The 19,767-nt window shown below is 39.1% G+C and carries 10 protein-coding genes; all 10 read right to left on the reverse strand.

All coding sequences use genetic code 11. The features are described 5' to 3' along the window. Positions 1–203: 203 nt before the first annotated feature. The 10 genes from RE317_RS12005 to RE317_RS12050 all read right to left on the reverse strand — a co-directional run bounded on the left by RE317_RS12005 (position 204) and on the right by RE317_RS12050 (position 19,745). Positions 204–2,720 (reverse strand): alpha-L-arabinofuranosidase C-terminal domain-containing protein, encoded by a 2,517-nt coding sequence (locus RE317_RS12005; RefSeq protein WP_008670279.1) that lies wholly within the window; start codon positions 2,718–2,720, stop codon positions 204–206. Positions 2,721–2,725: 5 nt separating this feature from the next. After that, complete coding sequence (locus RE317_RS12010) at positions 2,726–4,939, reverse strand: alpha-L-arabinofuranosidase C-terminal domain-containing protein (protein ID WP_008670280.1); 2,214 nt, start codon at positions 4,937–4,939, stop codon at positions 2,726–2,728. A gap of 39 nt (positions 4,940–4,978) precedes the next feature. Beyond that, positions 4,979–8,347 (reverse strand): family 43 glycosylhydrolase, encoded by a 3,369-nt coding sequence (locus tag RE317_RS12015; protein WP_008670281.1) that lies wholly within the window; start codon positions 8,345–8,347, stop codon positions 4,979–4,981. 271 nt (positions 8,348–8,618) lie between these two features. Beyond that, a complete protein-coding gene (locus tag RE317_RS12020) occupies positions 8,619–11,363 on the reverse strand; it encodes a two-component regulator propeller domain-containing protein (RefSeq protein WP_008670283.1) in 2,745 nt (914 codons plus the stop codon). A gap of 80 nt (positions 11,364–11,443) precedes the next feature. Further along, positions 11,444–11,578 carry a hypothetical protein gene (locus RE317_RS12025; protein WP_258968638.1) on the reverse strand — a complete coding sequence of 45 codons (135 nt, stop codon included), beginning with the start codon at positions 11,576–11,578 and terminating at the stop codon, positions 11,444–11,446. Between the two features lie 13 nt (positions 11,579–11,591). Further along, a complete protein-coding gene (locus RE317_RS12030) occupies positions 11,592–11,912 on the reverse strand; it encodes a DUF6078 family protein (protein WP_008670285.1) in 321 nt (106 codons plus the stop codon). Positions 11,913–12,173: 261 nt separating this feature from the next. Beyond that, on the reverse strand, positions 12,174–13,610 hold the full coding sequence (locus tag RE317_RS12035; RefSeq protein ID WP_008670287.1) for a glycosyl hydrolase family 28 protein: 1,437 nt from the start codon (positions 13,608–13,610) through the stop codon (positions 12,174–12,176). A 199-nt stretch (positions 13,611–13,809) separates the two neighbouring features. Next, a complete protein-coding gene (locus RE317_RS12040; protein ID WP_117873319.1) occupies positions 13,810–15,837 on the reverse strand; it encodes a RagB/SusD family nutrient uptake outer membrane protein in 2,028 nt (675 codons plus the stop codon). Positions 15,838–15,859: 22 nt separating this feature from the next. Beyond that, a complete protein-coding gene (locus tag RE317_RS12045) occupies positions 15,860–19,186 on the reverse strand; it encodes a TonB-dependent receptor (RefSeq protein WP_005843090.1) in 3,327 nt (1,108 codons plus the stop codon). Between the two features lie 43 nt (positions 19,187–19,229). Next, on the reverse strand, positions 19,230–19,745 hold the full coding sequence (locus tag RE317_RS12050) for a sigma-70 family RNA polymerase sigma factor (RefSeq protein ID WP_303266245.1): 516 nt from the start codon (positions 19,743–19,745) through the stop codon (positions 19,230–19,232). Between the last annotated feature and the right edge of the window lie 22 nt (positions 19,746–19,767).

Below are 19,767 nucleotides of genomic sequence, written 5' to 3' on the forward strand. Positions count from 1 at the left end.
ATTTTATTCAAAATCCATTTGTAAATAAGATACGATTAAAAAATAAAAAACACTTAATTAAAAACTTTTTCTTAACAGTTACCTAATTTAAAAAAGCTTTAAATGACAAATAACAATAGGGACTCTCCATTTTTGGACAGTCCCTATTTCAACAACCCTAAATGCTTTTTTACACAACAATAATATAAATTTTATCTGAATTATTACTTCTCAATCTCTGGAATTCGAATTACAATAAACGAATAAGCCGGTGATTCACAAAGGAATTGTTCACCCACATCCATATTTTCTGATATAGGATGTACCTCTTTATCATCAGGCCGACCAACTAGCACAGTTTTAACAGCTGTCATGTGTTTCCCCTTTAATAAAGGAAATTCCAATTCTGCATTTACATTCACTGGAAGCATATTTACCAACTTTATAATCAAATCTCCGCTTGGGACATCACGAACAACTGACACTCCTATACGTTTCCTCACCGAGGTCTGATTATTATCCAATGACACTTTGGAAGTAATATATTCATTACCGGCATTTTGCCCGTATAACTGTTGCACATAATAATCCACTGTCGGTTTCACTTCCTTGTTATTGAAATAAATCAAATCCGGATTCCACCGGATATACCCTTCTTTAGCAAGAAGCGGTGCATAGGAAGTCATTGTCACCACATCTGCATTACGTTCTACTGAGGTAAGGAACAGAGCCGTAGCCAGAGCTGTTTCCATATTACTGTGACGTCCCGGTATATGTGCCGCATATTCACCTAAATAGACTTTCGATTTCTTACGGTCATAATGGTCATAATAATCCTGATTGTGAATAAACCAGCCCGGCGAATTATAATTATGTTCATCCACCATCGGTATTCCCAACTTGTCTGCCAACGCCCAGCCCTCTTCATAGTCTGTCCCTTCGCTAAAGGGGCCGGTCGTCCCTATTACCACAATATCCGGATATTTTTCTTTGACAGCCTTATAAATCATCGTGAAACGTTCTTCAAAAATATCACTTATCATATCCTCATTACCCACTCCGAGGTATTTCAGATTAAAAGGTTCAGGATGTCCGGCTTTTGCCCGTTCCCGTCCCCACACCGTTTTCTTCGCGTCGCCATTGGCATATTCTATCAGATCCAAAACATCCTGAATATATTGTCCCATCTCTTCCATCGGAATACCGCCTTGCTGACCGTTACTGGTAATGATATCTGTAGAATGATGGCTAGGCCCCCCTATCCCTGAATTTTGACATGGTACACCGGCAGCCACTACCGGAAGCGGTTCAGCTCCTATATCTTCACAGAACTGGAAATATTCAAAATATCCCAAACCTCGTGTCTGATGATATCTCCAGATATTAGGTGCAGATTTTCGGGCTTCCAGCGGGCCAATTGTTTCTTTCCAGTTATAGATATTATCCACTCCGTCACCATGTGCCAGACAACCACCGGGAAAACGCACAAAACGCGGATGAATATCCGCTATTGCCTGTGCCAGGTCAGCACGAAGCCCGTTTTTATGCCCTTTAAACGTTTTCTGCGGAAATAATGAAATCATATCCAAAGCATATTCTCCTTCCACTTGCGGCGATATGGCCAACAGGGCACTATCGGCATCTGCTACAGCCTTCAGCACTGCAGTTTGTTTTCTCCAGTCTCTGGAAGAAACCGACAAGGTTGTCCGGGCAAGCTCTTTCCCGTCTTTTGACATCAAACGTATAACTGTCTTTCCTCCTTTTTTCCCATTCATAATCTTGGAAAACATAGAGAAATCATATTTTTCCCCTTTTCGCACAACAATACCACCATAGCCTTCATTGACCAACGACGCTCCCGGCTCTTGAATATTCAGGATAGCATAATGCGGATTATTGGCATGAATCGGATGATCCGTTCCGATTGTAAATATCGCATTATTCCCCTGAACACTCCAAGCATACATACTATTCCAATCCTTGTCTTTATTCCCGTCTTTAGGAGAATATTCAAAGTCACGATTTTGAATCAGCTCTGCATAGAGTCCGCCGTCTGCCGCATAATTCAAGTCTTCAAAGAATACCCCTATCAAATGCTCACTGATAGGCTTAGTATTTTCTTCTTCCACTTTGATTCGGGCCGTCACAGGTTTCAATCCTGCAAAACGGCTTCCATCCTGCGCAGTGCGCTCTCCCCGCAATGTCTGTCTGTACGCCCGGTGATCCCCATAACGGTTCATCGCAATAATCTGCTTATAAGCAACTTTCAGAGCCCAACCGGTCACCTGTTTGTCACCTATCCACACCGTTTTTCTAATCGGCTCATTGCAGTTCTCCACGGCATATTTTCCTTTTTCAGATGCCATAAAGAAATGTTGCGGTTTCCATTTTATCAAATCAACAGAAGATACATAAGCCATCGCCTCTCCATCCGGAGTCAGATTCCAGAAACAATGCCATGTTCCGTCCACGCGGCTCTGCGTCAGATAAGGTTCATACATTTTCTTCCAAGGGCCGAAGTCACACTTCACGAATACTTGCCCGTCAGCTACATTTTGCCAATTTTCCCCGTCCGAACTCCAGACAAACTGCATTCCTCTCCTTCCTCCGTCATTTAACGTAGGGTATGGGAAAATGTAGACTGAATCCGGCCCATTCATTATTTCATCAATATGCGCTGATACCGGCAAAGCCAGTATCAGACAAAAACATAAGACTAAAAGGTGCTTTATTCTTTTCATGCTTTCTATTTTCTAAGAGTAATTACAGTGTACGAGTATTTAGGGAATGTGTATTTAGTGTTCTTTCTGGAAAAGACCGCCTGAGAAGGCTTAAATACTACATTATCCTTATTCTCATACGTATTAAACTCTGTAAGTTCACAGTCGCCAATCGTTTGAACCTCCACTTTGGATTTGTAACGGAAATTATCAATATTCAATATAGCTTCCCGAGGTTGGTCACTCAAGTTAACAACATAGAGAGTCATTTCTGTTTTCGAATCATTGATTTTAGCTGTAATATCAAGGGCTTCATCACTGGTGGAAGTTGCGACAACATTAGGTTTCCACGTCTTTATCATCATTTCATCAATATGTGCTGAAGGTTGGAACCATATAGTATCGGCTGTATAATGAATACGTCCCTGATCCCATATATAATGCAAACCATGCGGCTGGAAAGTATTAGCCGTACCCAGCATACGGAAACAATCACCATAACGTTGTAAGGTATTCCAATTATTTGCATGAGCTAAACCGCGATCCCAGTCACACCGGCTACCATTCTCTTCCATAGGATGCAGATTCAACTTAAATCCGGGAAAATCCTGCGCCAATTCTCTCTGAAGCACTATCCCCATCTCATTTTCAAACAAATCTTTTGTATCAGCAAACGATCTGGTTCCACTATAATGAGGGTCCCAAGCCAGTTTATCCTGTTTTCCTTTTGAAATGAACCATGATACCATATCAGATGCCAGTTTATATTCCGGTGTCCCTTTGGTGTATCCGCGACCGATGTTAAGTGAAGTCATAATCGACATTTCAGGATCTACCTCCCATGCTGCCTCCGCAAACTTTTTCACACATTCAATATACCCACGCGTAATCGGGCGTTCATTGTCCACCTGTATGTATTTCAAACGATAAGGCTCCCGATGTCCGTATTTAGCCCGCAACGCCCCCCATCTGGTAGTAGCATCTCCATTCACATATTCTACAAAATCCCGGATATCCTCATAAGACTCATCCATGCTCATACCGATAATGGCAACTGCATCAATCACTTCTGCTGCTTGCAGCATTTCTTCAAAACCGAAACTATGAGTAGCATATAAATTAAATCCACTTCGAAGAGTTACCCTACGTTCATCAATCGGGCCTATCATTTTTTTCCAACGATACAAATAAGTATCCGCACCTACATCAACCATAGAACCATTATAACGAAAAGCGGCAATCCCCTGTTTCTTCAATACGTCCACAAACATCTTCCGAATGGGATAACCTTTCACCCGTCCCCATTCTCCCGGTTGCAGAAAAGCGAATCCAAGCTCTATTTTTCCGGGCTTTTTAAGCGATATTCCGAAACTTCCCCGAGTTACGTCAGCATCAGGTACCAACTTAAACTGTACTCTTTCATAAGAGCCATCCCCTTTCAGAGAATATGGTTCCTCTGCAATCACGGTTCCTTTTTCATCACGAAGCGATATATATACAGTCTCCGGTGAATCTGACTTGATTCTCAAAATGCCATCATAAGATTTTCCTTTATCAAACCGTATCCCCATTCTATATAAGCCATGATTAGTGAGTCCGACTTCTCCCGAGCCTCCTTTAAAACAGATTGTTTGCGTCTGACGCCCGATATAAGCTTCTCCGTCATGCACCAGTTCGTAATTATATTGCGGACTTCCTAACAACATTTTACTCCAATACTTGGATATCTGTTCATTCCCATTAATACGTTCAAGCATAACCTTTTGTATAGGAGCAGGTAATGAGTCAAACACAAGAAAACGACCGGGGAACTTCCATCCCGAAATGACCCGGGGATGCTTGAAAGGTTTGGCATCATAAATGTCTTTGGAATTAAAGTCATATTTTTCTGTCAGGTTATTCCATGGGATACGATGATAAATATCCGTCTGTGTAATCAAATGAGGAATTCTCCTTTCATCCAATACTACATATATTTTAGAGTAGTCAGCCTTATCCAAATTCAGGAAATCAATGTCAATATTTTCTTCAAAGGCCTCTCCATGAAGCAATTGACTGAATATTCCACCATTTGTCTGATTATTAAGGTCCTCGATATTAGAACCGTTAAACAACTTGGTTACAGTAGCAATCTGCCGTCCCGCATCCACATTTAGTTTCACAGGAATATTTTGCGCACTTGCCCAACTTGAAAAAAACAATAGAAGCAAAACTGATATCAGATTCTTTTTCTGTTTCATTATATATAATTTGAGTTTCAATAGTTTATTAATTTCGATTTAAAGAGTCGGAACCACTTTTTTGATTGTTCCATCCGTATTAAATTCCAGTTTATCTATGCACACCTCGCGATGATAGCCGGCATCCCTTCCTTTGGTCACAGCATCTGGAAATTTAAAACGATGATAAACAATATACCATTCATCCTTCCCCGGCACTTGTACTACCGAATGATGTCCGGTGGCATAAATTCCCTGTTCCGGTTTCTTACAAATAACGACCTGACTTTCTGCTGGATTTATCGGCCCCACCGGAGATTTAGAACGTACATAACGCACCTCATACTCCGTACTTCTCGTATCATTCTTAGACCATGTAAAATAATAATAGCCGTTCCTATAAAACACATGAGCCGCCTCGCTATAATGAGCATCATGACCTATCAGAATACGGGTTGTATTTGGTTTCACCGATACCATATCATCATTCAACTCACACACAGCCATATAATAGTTTCCCCAATACAGATAAGTATTTCCACTTACAGGATCTGTAAATACATCCGGATCAATATTCTGTCCTCTCGGCATCCCCTTAGGCAGTTCCCGTCCAATCAAAGGTTTCCCTGAATCAATAAAAGGACCTGTAGGATGGTCGGATATAGCCACACCAATCTGCTTTTCCGCAGTAAAGTAATAATAATACTTATAGTTGCCATCTGCCTGCTTCTTTTCAATAATACTTGGAGCCCATGCATTCTTTTTTGCCCACGAAACATTTTTCAAATCCAAAATCCCCCCTTCTTCTTTCCAGTTCACCAAGTCACTCGAAGAAAAAGCCTTAAACTGTGTACTCCCCCAGTTGGGAATACCATCACACGTCGGATAAATATAATACCTCCCCGTTTTCTCTGAATACATCACTTCCGGATCAGCATAATATCCTTGAATAATCGGATTCTTTTGAATAGATGCAGTAGAAACATATTTCCTTTTATTCTTCTGCCAATACTTCTCTAAATTATCTGCTTCTTCAGTAGTCAGATGAATAACCGCTCCATGTTTGGGAGCATTATAATTGGTCGTTTTCATCACTCCTTCATTGAAACGCCCCAGATTCTTAAAGTTCACAAAGTCTGACGTTTCAATAAAACCGAAATTATGAGGAGTCACACTATATACATCATACATCAATACCCATTTATCTTCTCCGATACGCTTCCATACAGTAGGAGCCTCACAAGCCTTGGGCTCAAAGTCATACCAGCGTGGATCATATTCATAGTCACCGTTCGCACGATCTGAAACAGCCTGTTTGATTCCGGCAGGTCCATCGTGGGCAACATAGAACAAGTGATATTTGTCTCCTACTTTCGTGATATCTCCGTCAATGGCAGAAACACCCTCATTAGGATATTCAAACAAAATCTGCGGTAAGCTCTCAATGGTATCAAAGTCATCATTTACATATACATAATACAGTTTATTCGCTTCATTTCTGAAACGCATTGTATAATAAATCATCAGTTTCCCTTTTTTCTCATCGTATGTTACCTCCGGCGCCCATGCACAACCAATCTCACTCAACCCTGCCGTTAACTTGTCAAAACGGATATTCGCGCGTTTCCAGTTAACCAGATCCCAAGACTTCATCAATACCAGTCCATAATTGTTTCCCCAACCATACATATTGCGGTCACGTTCCCATTCGGTTTCCCGGTAACCGTCCCGCTTTGCAAACACGTGCAAGTCTGTCATTGCCAAATAGAAAGCGCCATCCGGTCCACGATAAATATGCGGGTCACGAATACCTCTCTGATAGGCAATCGTATCGCCGGCAATTACCGGTTCCCCGTCATTCATGGCTGTAAAAGTATATCCGTCACGGCTGACAGCCATATACAAGCCATGCGTCTCGTCCTTGTGGAATACCATCAGATAAGCACTCATATCTTTCTCCTGCGGAACAGCATTCTTATATCGGAACTGTTTAAATCCGGCTCTTCCCTTTCCAGCAGAAAGTAATCCTATACGCAAGGCATAGAAACCATGATAATTGTTGTGATGCATTTGCGACACATCAACATTTTCCGCAAGGGTAATCCACTCCTTACTATCTTTGCTCACCATTATACGCAGATTGTTACCCTGATTATGAATTTTAGCAATAAAACGTTTACCCAACTCATTAGGTAATTCCAGTTGCTTGCTTGCATTTTGATAGACAATAAACTTCTTTCCGTCAGAAACAACTCCCGCATATGCGTTTTCATTGTAAAATAAAACAAGTCCGCCTGTATTCCCATTGCCGATATTTATCTCTACTTGAGTTTCATAATTCTTATCTTCAGCAGTTGTTAGAAGCAGGCGTCCGTCAGCAGGAGTTCTTCCCTTAGCTTTCATCCATAAGGTTCCATTATCAAAAGTCAAAGCTTTCGGAACATATTCTTTCCAGAAAGTCCATTGAAGCCCTAAATTAGCTTCGTTAAAATCATCAGACAGTTCTATTCCATGCTTGATTTGTTTATCCGGCTTAATCGAAGTAGCAGTAGATTTGGTACGATACCAGCCATCCGCTGTCCATTCAATAGGTTCAATCAACGTCTGACGTCCTAAAGTGTGATATCCCTTTGCATAGGCATGATATACAATCCACCAATTACCGTTCACATCATCAATCAGCGTGCCATGTCCTTTAGACCACCAGTTATCCGTTGCACTATAAGTATGTACAACGGGATTATAAGGAGAATTTTCCCATGGTCCCATTATACTCTTTGAACGAGCAGACACTACCATGTGACTTGTCGCAGGACCGGCAGTTCCTCCTTGTGCAGAAGTCAAGTAATAATAACCGTTATGATAATTCAGTTTCGGTGATTCCAAGCACATACATTCCGTATCCCACTTATCAGGATAAAGCCACCCCTCATATACCTTCTGCTTTTTACCTATAGTTGACAATCCATCTTCCGTCAAGCGGATTACTTCTCCTTTATCCACATAAAGATAACGGTTACCTTGCTTGTCAACTATATGCCCCGGATCAATCCCACTTACTTTCAAATCCACCGGCTTACTCCAAGGACCCTTTATATCTTTTGCCCAAATAACCCAATTTGTCCCGGCCGCCGGATAATAAATATAAAAAGTATCACCATATTTCAATAAATCAGGTGCCATAGCAGACCCATCGTACTCGGGCATTACCCGGCAAACAGGCTCCCAATTCATCAAATCCTGTGAATGCCATATCAAGAACCCCGGCATATAATAAAAGGGAGAATGTGTCATATAATAATCCTTTCCATCACGCATAATGGATGGATCGGGATAATCTCCCGATAAAATTACTTTTGGAAATTTCTGTGCTACCAATGAAGTAGACGCCATCAAAATTAAACCGATTAATAATACTATCTTTCTCATTATTTTTATTTTATAAATATAACATCACTCATTATACTCTTCAACAAAGAAACGCGCCCTATCTGATACTTTATACTGTGCAGACCTATCGGACATGCCATCTGATATAATTGGAGAGTATCACATAGCAAATATATAGAAAAGGAGAAAAAAACATTCACAAAAAAAGGAGTAATAAGTTCCAAACAAAAGAGAGTAATCATATCAGAAATAAACAACTGATATTCAAACAAATAAAAAGAGTACCACTCATTTATGGTACTCTCATCCATCAGTTTTCATCTTGATGTTGTATATATTCATTTGGAGTAAATCCTGTGAATTTCTTGAAAGTACGGAAGAACGATGTTTTCGACTTAAAGCCACATTTTTCAGCCAAAGTCACTAAAGTATATTTTTGATGTTTACCTTCTTTTATAGCTTGCTTGAATTCCTCCACACGATAACCATTTATAAAATCATAATATCCCACCTTCAAATAATGAGTAAAGACAGTAGAAAGAATATAAGCTGAACATCCGATAGCAGCAGCCACCTCTGACTGTTTTAAATCAACATTCAGATAAGGTCTACTTTTTTCCATATATTCCTTCAATGCTTCCATCACTTTTCGAGCTTCTTCCTCATTCAATTTCACATTATTATTCGAAACCTGTATTCCAACCGGTTCTTCTTTTACAGAATCAATATCTAAAGCTTTCACTTTTTTCTGTCTACTATAAATAAAACCGGCAATCATCCCAATACATATCATACCTAAAAAAACAAGCCATATCCATATTCCACTCTTTTGAATACTAAAAGTAACCATACAAACAGAATCTTCATTCAATGCCTTTCGAACCATAAATACATAGTCTCCTGCAGGCAGATTAAAAAAAGACACTTCATTTTCTCCTCTCAACCAATTCCAAACAGAATCTTTTCCGACAAGTTTATACTGATATCTTATCAAATCCGGTTTCTCGTATTCCAAAGAAGTAAAATTGAATGTCAAATTATTCTCATATTCTTTTAATACAAAGGTAGTATCTGATTTAATCTGATAATTATCGGCATAACGCTCACCATTTACAAACATCTCAGTAACCTGTAACGGTGTCACATAATAAGAAGACTCCGGATCCACCACTACCAATCCTTTCATACAAGGAACTAACAATTGTTTTTGTTTATATCGTCCTATAGAAGCCCCCGGACTAGCCCCCATCATGACATCAACCAAACCATCTACAGAAAAAAGAGAAAAGTGAGACAAATTCCTGTCAGATTTCAATATACCATCATCACATCCCATCCAATAACCTTCTTCTTCATCCTGAGCCATATTAAAAGGAGCTATTTCTGTAAACAACCTACTTTTTTTCAGTTCTTTATCCACAACATATAATCTATTATTCTCCAACAAAAAGAAATGCAATGAACCATCCTTTCCCTCATTAATATACCGGATAATCTCATTACTTAAAAAATTTGCCGGTAACTGTTCTTGGCTGCATTTACCTGTTTTACAATCAAGCAAAGCCGTCCCTTTATCCGTTCCCACCCAAAAGCGTTTGGAAGAATCAATGCAAATACTATAAACTATATTACCTGGCATTCCACTATTGACTACATTATATTCTTTTACTTCATGAGTTTTCTTTTCGTAACAATAAAGTCCATCAGAAGCAGCAATCCACAAATTCCCGTCTCCATCTTCAAGAAACATAAAAATATCATTTGAAACCAATGTCTTAGTCAACAAATTTTCAACAAATTTATTTGATTCCAGATTAAAAGCAGCCAATCCCCCACTACAAGTTCCTATCAAAATATTTCCCTGATAGCTATAAAAGGAAAAAATTAAATTGGAACGTAATTTTTCACAACCCACTTTACCAGAACCGAAATGTTGTACACGCCCCGTTTTTTCAGATACAAAATAGAATCCTTCACGTGTGCCGATAAACATATATTCATTCCAATAATAGCAACTACGAACTATGAGATTTCTTGAAGTAAAATTCCCCCACTTATATAAACGAAAAGGTTTCTCAACACTCCTCAAATAATTAAAACCCAAATAATATTCTGTACCGCACCAAACATTCCCTTTGGATACCAAAATAGAGGATATATTATCTGACAACAATCCTCTATTCTGATTAGTATTACACCCGGCTGCATAAATTTGTTTTTTATTATGCAAAGAGAGCAAACTAATTCCTTGACCTGAGGTTGCAATGCCTAACAATCCTTCTTCATGTGAAAGGGCAGTGACCGGAACTTTTACCTCATTCCAGTAAGGCAAAAAACGATAATGAGACAAATCAAAAGTAACAATTCCTTTTTTCTCAGTCCCTATATACAAATGATTTCCTGCTTTTACAAAACAACGAAAGTATCCACAATCGGACAACGTATTTTGATAAAGTTTTATCGCTCCTGATTTAATATCATATACAGCAACTCCTTTTGCTGTCAACAGCCATACATTATTTGAATCAGTTACTTCTATAGACAATATTCTATTATGCTCGGACATAATATTTTTATTATCTACCGTTATATAATGCAATTTTCCGTCTTTATAAATATATAACCCATTCGAAGTACCGATATAAATATGATTTTTCTGATCTTTCTTTAAAGAATATACAGAATTATTGATTTGATCTCTAAATATACGTTTTGCTATATGATTATGGTGATCTAGTTGAAACAACCCATGTACATTTCCAACCCAATATTCATGCCTTTCTTTTTCAAGTATTGTATTCACCAAATGCGGAGCATAATTCGGCATCCCTTCCTCAAATTTATAAACTTGACCGGTTATTCCGTCAAAACGTTCAACAGTACTTCCTGTACCTACCCAAATATATCCATCGGAATCCTCATAAATACAATGAACATAATTATCAAATAGAACCCCATTCTCACTAGGTGTAGTTATGACATAATCATACGCTCTGCCAAGCAAGCAAAAAAGCAGCATCCCAACAATCAGTATATATTTTCCAATAGTATTCATTCTCTTTTCATTTAGACAGACACAAAATTAATAAGAAAAACGAGAAAATAAAGTATAAAAATCTGTTTAACTCCTACAATTTAAATCCAAGAAGAAGTGTCTACAATAGAGTTTTTAAAAAATGCTGCCACTGCCACCACCCATTCCTGTATAACCACGAAAAACAGGGAGTTACAAGAGGTGGTGGCAGCCTGCTTTTCAACGCCTGCTGCCACCACTATTCTTACTTTATTTTTCTACAACAAGATATAACACACCACGTTTGGAGTTGTACATCACATCTTTAATAGCAACCGCCTTCTCGTGTATCAGTTTATCGAACATGTGGCCCCATCCGTAAGCATACTTCACGGGAACATCACTCATAAATTCAGAACAGCTTTCTTCTGTCTTGATATAGGAAAGATTGAGTGTGCGGACGCTTCGTTTGGTTTCGGGGATGTGGCGGCTCACCTGATATCGCAGGCAGGTATCCGCCAATTTACAAGCTCCGTTAAAACAATACGTAAAGTTTACCGGAACTTTTTCATAATTTAATGTGTCTATCATTTTTCTTTGTTTAAGAATTATCAAATTTACGGTTTTATTCCACCGAAAACAAATAAAAAGGAAGAAAGATGATAGAAAAATGGTGGCAGCACGTATTTTTCAGTGTTTACTTATTCTGCTGCCCCCACACCTTACCATTCCCTGTTCATCGAAGTTCTGCAGGAAAAAGTGGTAGCAGTGGCAGCACTTTTAAAAAACTCTGTTGTAGATATTTTTAGTTAATTCTCTTCTTGAAACTCTTGCTTGAAAGAATAGCCTTTTTTATTTTGCAAATACAATACCATCTACATGTTCTCCAACAAAGAAACGCGCCATGTCCGACGTTTTATACCATGCAGGCTTGCCGGCCATATCATCCGATATAACTTTACCGTTTATCTTCAGATTCTCAAAACGAATATTCTTTACCATCCGTTCCTCGTCATAGCCTACGATATGTGAGAGTTCGGCATGATTACCATTATAAGTAATATCTTTAAAAAGCACATTTTCAATGCCCCTGCCCGGAGCTTTGCAATACTTCTTGTTGTAAAATATACGCAGATTCACTAATTGGCCTTGCCTGAAATTCTCGATACGGATATTCTCGAACCGCACATTTCGGACCAGATTATTATCACCTGCATTGATAGTCAGACAGCCTTGATAATCCACCTGCATTTCCCGATGATCCAAAATATCAATGTTTCGGTAGGTCAGATTCTCCATCACTTCATTCCTATCTACATCTCCGTGTAATCCGATAAAAATAGGATGCGCCACATCTGCCCACAAGGTAGAATTCTGCATTGTCACATTACGGCATCCGCCATGAAATCCCAGACGTGTAGCATACACGGTAGTGCAATCATCGGAATTACGACAAAATACTCCATCAAACAAGACGTTGTTACTGGCAAATACATTCATGCCATCCCCCCATCCATATGAACTGATGGCTTTTACATTGCGGATTATCACACTGTCCGAACCTCCAGTGGGACACTGGGTCGTAATGAGACCTTCCACATATATATTTCGTGAATTAATAATGCTGATACCTGCTCCACGACCCTCAGGATGCACCTCACCTCGTCCCAAAATTTTCACATCACGGGCATTGACCGCACGGATACATCCACGCACAATGGCCCCACCTGCCACATAGACAGTCTTTCCCGAAGGAACATTAAGTGTATCGCCGGGTAACTGATGTATTCCCGGAGCAAAATAAATCAGATTCTTGTCTTTCAATTTCTTCGGGCGATTTTCATCTATCGGATTCGCAAAAAGATGAAGATTATGGAATATGTCTCCATTTACCTCAATGGACAGATTACGCGGACGGTCTAGCGTAAAAGTCATCGTACTGCCGCTAATCTGCGGAGTGATACCATACGACAACGGACGCACCCTGCTACTCTTTACTTCTCCTTTATTATAGGTAACGGAAACTTCCACCTGACCGGAAAAGTCAAAATATCCCATTGAGGCTAGTTCAACATGATGCTTCGTCTGGCGTACTTCATCTACTTTCACCGGATAAGTAACTACTTCTTTCCATCCACTGCCAGATTGCCTCACCCGAACTGTAAAATCGTCTTTCAACTCCACCCCGTCACCAGGAACCGTATAAGTTATCAACTGGTTTTGTGCATAAAGAATACAGGTTATCATCCATAAAAGACCTGTCAAGCATAATGTTCTCATTCTTTTCATTTGTAAAGTCTGCTATTTATTTTAGAATATACGTTCAATAACTATCAATCACTCAAAGCGCCTACCAGCAATTCTAATATACCACAATTTCATTATCAATTAGGGCATGAAATAATCCTTTACCTAAAGAATATTCTTATTTCACACCCTAACTACTATAAATCAGTCTATTGATTTTCGATTTATCCTTCAGTTTTTATTACCAACCAGGATTCTGCGTTAATTGCGGATTCAAACGTATCTGCTGACGAGGAATAGGATCTAAATAATCCCTTTGTGTATAAAGCAAATTACCAGCCAAAGTTGCTATAGAACGTCCATAGTCAGGGTCGTTAGGATCAGAGCCCTCATAAAGCCCATAAAGCAAAGGATATTTTTCTGGATAATAACAGGGTTCACCGAAGTAAGTGGCATCATTGGCTTTCTCTGTTTCGTATGCCGTCCCCAAAACATGTCGACCCAATTTACGACCAGTCAAGTTAATATGCGCAATACCCCAACGTTTTAAATCGTCCATACGAAAACCTTCACCAAAAAGTTCACATGCACGCTCTCTACGTATTTCATCCAACATATTCATTTTTTTACAAATAGTTTTTCCTGTAGCATGATCCCAATAACCAGCATCCCAAACATTAGCAATTAACGCATTGGTCAAAGGAGCCACTCCAGCACGAGCACGATTTTTATTAATAGAGAAATTAAGATCTTCATCTGAAATGTTTCCATTATTCAATTCACAAGTCGCCTCGGCATAAATACAATGCACCTCTGCCAAACGAATCAATGGAAAATCTGCAGATTCTGTATTATCCGGACGATTTGCCCCTTCAATCAAATACTTACGGCTGCTGTATCCCCCCATTGTACTATTATTTCTAATTGTGGGATGGAAGACTGCACAAGAACTACTATATACGGGATCAGTAGGATCATAATGATCATTGTCCTTAGGAAACACAGGAGTAGGATAAGGTTGACTAGCATCCATACGTTGACGTCCATCTTCAGTACGGCTACTATAAGATACACGGTCAGGTAAGAAAGTACAACCAACAAAACGATAATCACGATTACGATATTCACCTATAAATGTTGCATATCCCTCGAATTCTGGATTATTCTGCGCATCAGACATACTACCTGTATAACTGATACGAATAGGAAGTCCATTACGACAAAGGAAAGATTCACCAAACTGAGCACTCATACCCGTTGCTGCACCTACCATGACCGAATGCGATAAATTAATACCACCACGACTCAGATCGTAGTCACATTTTTTTGAGAAAATAAATTCTTTATTCGTACTTTTTCCAGCACTTTTGAAATTAGGAATATTTCCACCCTTATCATCAATATTAAACAAATAGTAATAACTCAAAGAATCACATTCTGCCCACAACTTATAAGTTCCACTTTCAGCTTCTTCTATCACCTCTTTTGACATCTGCTTTGCTTCTGTCAACATATCGGTTATAGAAGGATATCCTTCCGGTTTAACAGTTCCTGCCCCCTGCGAAGTCCCATCACCATCTAAATCATAATTGATAGCAGGAACATACTTTTCCCACGTAGCCTCATAAAGCAATACTCTGGCCAAAAAAGATTTGGCAGCTTCCTTGCTTACTTTTCCTTTGCTTCCTTCCGGAATTTCCGTTTCTTTAGGCAAACGCTTTACAGCCTCTCTTAAATCGGACATAATAAAGGCTGCCACCTCATACCGACTGTTTCGCGGGGCCTGTAACACTCCATCACTAACAGTCAACACATGGTCTGAAATAGGCACACCACCAAAATGTTGCAACAAATAAAAATGCTGCCATGCGCGAAAAAAATAAGCAGTCCCCACAGACTGGGCAATATCACTTTGGCTACCATCATAAGCTTCTGCCTTTTCCAACAATATATTGCAAGTACGGATATGCGAATAAGGCTTATCCCAACTCCAATTTCCTTCCGGTGCCGAACCACCTCCATTGCTTCCTAATCCACTGATATCCGTCCCTCGGTCCATTATATCACCGTATGACGGCTTATTATCCAGATTTTTCCATCCAATTACATTATATAAAGCATTGGCTGCCTGTTCAAAATGTTCAGGAGTCTTAAACACAATAGCCTCTGTTCCCTGAGACAACGGTTCTTTATCAAGAAAGTCACTGCATGCAGTCAATGACATCACCACAGCCGATGCAAGAAAAAATTTATTTATTATGGTTTTCATATGTTTATATTTTAACAGGTTATTAGAATGTAACATCTACTCCGAATGTCAGCAATCTGCTGAACGGGAATGTGTTATTTGAATTTTCACCATATTCCGGATCATATCCATCCTTTACTTTTGTCCATTCCCAAAGATCATCACCGGAGAAGTAAACTCTCAATTTACTGAGTCCGGCTTTTGAAATCCACTTTTGAGGCAATGAATACCCCACTACCAAAGATTTCAAACGGACATACCGATTATTCTGAACACTGACATCTTTATTATTATAATTCCACTTATTAAAATTCTGGTCACGTGAAGCAATAGTATATTCTGCATCCCGATTATTCTCACTCCACATTTTCCCTGCGAAGTTTTTATTTTGCAGAACATAATTTGTAGTCCATGGAGCAGCCAAATATCCACCTCTTAACAATACTTGTTTACCTACTCCTTGGAAGAAAGCCGAGAAATCGATTCCTTTCCATTCCAATCCCAATTTAAAGCCAAATGTCAAACGAGGGGCCATATCTCCTGCATAGTAAAGATCATCTTTTGTTATAGCACCGTCACCATTCAAATCGACTACTTTACGAGCCCCCGGACGAAGTGTATTAGTAGATGCCTCCTGAGGTGCAGGAAGAATATTATTAGCTTTCGGTCCTGAATGATCCGCATTCCAATAATACTTCTCATAATATGCAGCCACTTCATCTGCACTTTGGAAAATACCATCAGTTTGGTATACATACAATGCTTGTCTTGGCATACCGATTAAGCGATTTTCATTCTTACCCTCATTAGGTACATTTTCATTATTAGCTAATTCAAGCACTTTTGACCATGCATCCGAAAGAGATCCTCCAATGTTATACTTTACCTGACCTATTTGATCATTCCAATTCAAAGCCAACTCCCAACCACGGGCACGAAACTTACCATTGTTGGTTTTAGGAGCAGCCGCACCTAAAATAGAAGGATATTGTACATCAATAAACATACCGTTATTGGTCTTGATAAAATAATCAAATGAACCTCTCAAACGATTGCTAAGAAAAGCAAAATCCACTCCCACATCGTGGCTGTCAATAGTTTCCCATGTACGTTCCGCAGATCTCATACCGTCTACCCACAATGAAGTATGCGTACCGGGATTTACACCAAAAATAGTCGTACCAGTTTTGATAGTAGCAAATCTCTCGTAATTGTCAATACCTTCCACACTACCTGTTCTACCATAATTGTAACGCAGCTTCAAATCACTCAACCATGAAACATCTTTTAAAAAGTCTTCATTTGAAAGTCTCCAAAAACCAGAAATAGAATAAAAATTTTTCCAACGTTGTTCTTTCGCCAACTTAGAAGACCCATCCCGACGACCCAATACCTCTATTGAATATTTATCAGCATAAGTATAATTCAAACGCCCTAAATAAGAAACCAATCCCCAAGAATTCTGTCCACCATATGCCTCATTATTATTTCCATTCACCCATACATCCAAATCTGCTAATCCAGACCCCGGATAAACAGCACCGGATTTACGAACCGCACCTACCCTTTTATATGTTTCTTGTTCGGCAGTCATACCCAACATGGCAGAAACGCTATGCACATCAGCAAAAGTACGATTATAATTAGCAAAAGCACCTAAAGTAATGTTTTCCCATTTCGCTATTTCTTCTTTCAATTGTCCGGGACCTTGCTTATTACCAGTCTGTGTACCTACCCAATCATAATATTGTACTTTATTCTTCACTTCCTGCATATTTCTCTGTACAGTCTTATAAGCCCCCGAAGCTGAAATAGAAAGTCCTTTTACCCATTTAGAAAAATCATAAGTTGCTTTAGCACTTCCTCTAAAAGTTGTCAATGAATTTTTCTTCTCCCCTCCTTGGGTCAACCCACCAATAGGATTCCGGTTACCACTAAATGTATCATAAGCCTGACCATTTTTATTATACACAGTCCAAAACCAAGGATCAAAATATCCAGCTCCCACATCAGTAGTTGGGGTTATAATATCACGTTTGTCATACGACATACTTGTTTCAAATTTCAAAGCATCTGTCGCTTGATAATCAGCATTTAAACGACCACTATATTTTTTTTCTCCATCATTAGCAACTTTCAACTGTGAATTATTATCCGCATACCCCAAAGACGCTCGATAACTAAACTTTTCATCTGCTCCAGAAATACTAATCGAATGCTTTTGAGAAGTTGCCTGACCATAAAGATAATCCATCATATACACATTTGGGTCCCAACGTTCCACTTTATCACCATTTTGTAATGTCAAGACTTTACCTGCACGAAGAGCATTAAAAAGAGTTTCCCCCTTATATACTGTTGGTGCACCAGTAGCCGGATCAATATCCGATTGATCCAAAGTAGGACCACCAAAAGAATTAAATATCCACCAATTTACAGCTTTATGAATTTCATCAGCAGTAGTTAAACTAGGATTTAAAGCGGCAGCATCATTATATTGAGCTTCATAAAACATATCCAACCATTCCCGATTATTTGTAATAGGAGGCTGAATACCGTTAATTGTGCGACTAACAGAGCCACTATATGATATTTGAGCCTTTCCTTTTTTACCACGCTTTGTTGTTACCAGTACAACACCTGAAGCCGAACGGGCACCGTATATCGCAGCCGAAGCATCCTTCAAAACTGAAATATTTTCAATATCACTTGCATCCATAGCATTTAACTCATCCAATGAACCTGTTATACCATCAATGATAACTAATGGAGAAGATTTTCCATTAACAGAAATATCACCACGTATTTTCATCTCTGCTCCCTCACTACCCGGACGAGTAGAAGTGCGTGTAATAGTCAATCCCGGAACTTCACCTTGCAAAGCTACTGTAGCATTAGCAATACCCTTATTTTTAAAAGCCTCATCCCCCTTGATCTGACTAATAGAACTAGTTAAAGAAGCTTTCTTTTGGGCACCATAACCAACTACTACTACTTCATCCAGCACCTCAGTATCCTCTTTCAAAACGACCTTAACGTTTGTTTTCCCTGATATATTAACTTCCTGAGTCTTGTATCCGATATAAGAAATGACCAATATGCCTTTTTCCGGAACATTATTCAATGTAAAATTACCATCAAAATCGGTAATTGTACCATTAGTCGTGCCTTTTACTTGTACCGTAGCACCAATTACCGGTTCTCCTGTAGCATCCACCACTTGCCCTTTTACCGTTCCAGTCTGCATAACAGTCTGCACCCCATTCACCTCTGCAAATACAGTCTGCGGGCTACCTGCCAACAAGGCAGAAGCCATCACCGTAGAAAACAAGATTCTTCTCGATGAAAATTTAAAGAATTCGTTTTTCATAAACTTAAAATTTAATATTAACAGTTTTATTGTTGTTTTCTTATTATATACACTGTTTGATAAACTCGCGCACCTCATGCCGCCCTATCCTTAAATGGTTTTCAACGGTACGGTGCGAAAGATTTAATTCCGCTGAAATATCTGAAATAGATTTGTCTTCAAAACGACTCATTGCATAAATAGTACGACGCCGTGGAGGAAGCAAAGACAATCTATATTTCTCACACGCTTCCAAATCATTGGCCACCACACGAAGTTCTGTTTCATTTGTATAAGCAACCGTATGCTCATATAAATAAGAAGTAACTTCTTGCCTCTTATAATAACGACGTAAATAGTCAGTTACCAAATTACGGGCAATAGTAAAAATAAAATACTTAATAGTCTCTGCACAGAGCATCTGATCGTAGTCCATCAGCCGTACATACACATCTTGAGCCAAGTCTTCCGCCTCTTCTTTATGAGCTATCCTATAATAGATATACAGATAGACCGAATGATGATAATTCGTATAAGAATCCTCTATTAATTGAGTAGATTTCATGGATATGTTTTTCATGTCTTCAGCTTTTTGGGTTACA

This window comes from Phocaeicola sp. GP0067 (assembly GCF_031119655.1).
GTDB classification, from domain to species: domain Bacteria; phylum Bacteroidota; class Bacteroidia; order Bacteroidales; family Bacteroidaceae; genus Phocaeicola; species Phocaeicola vulgatus.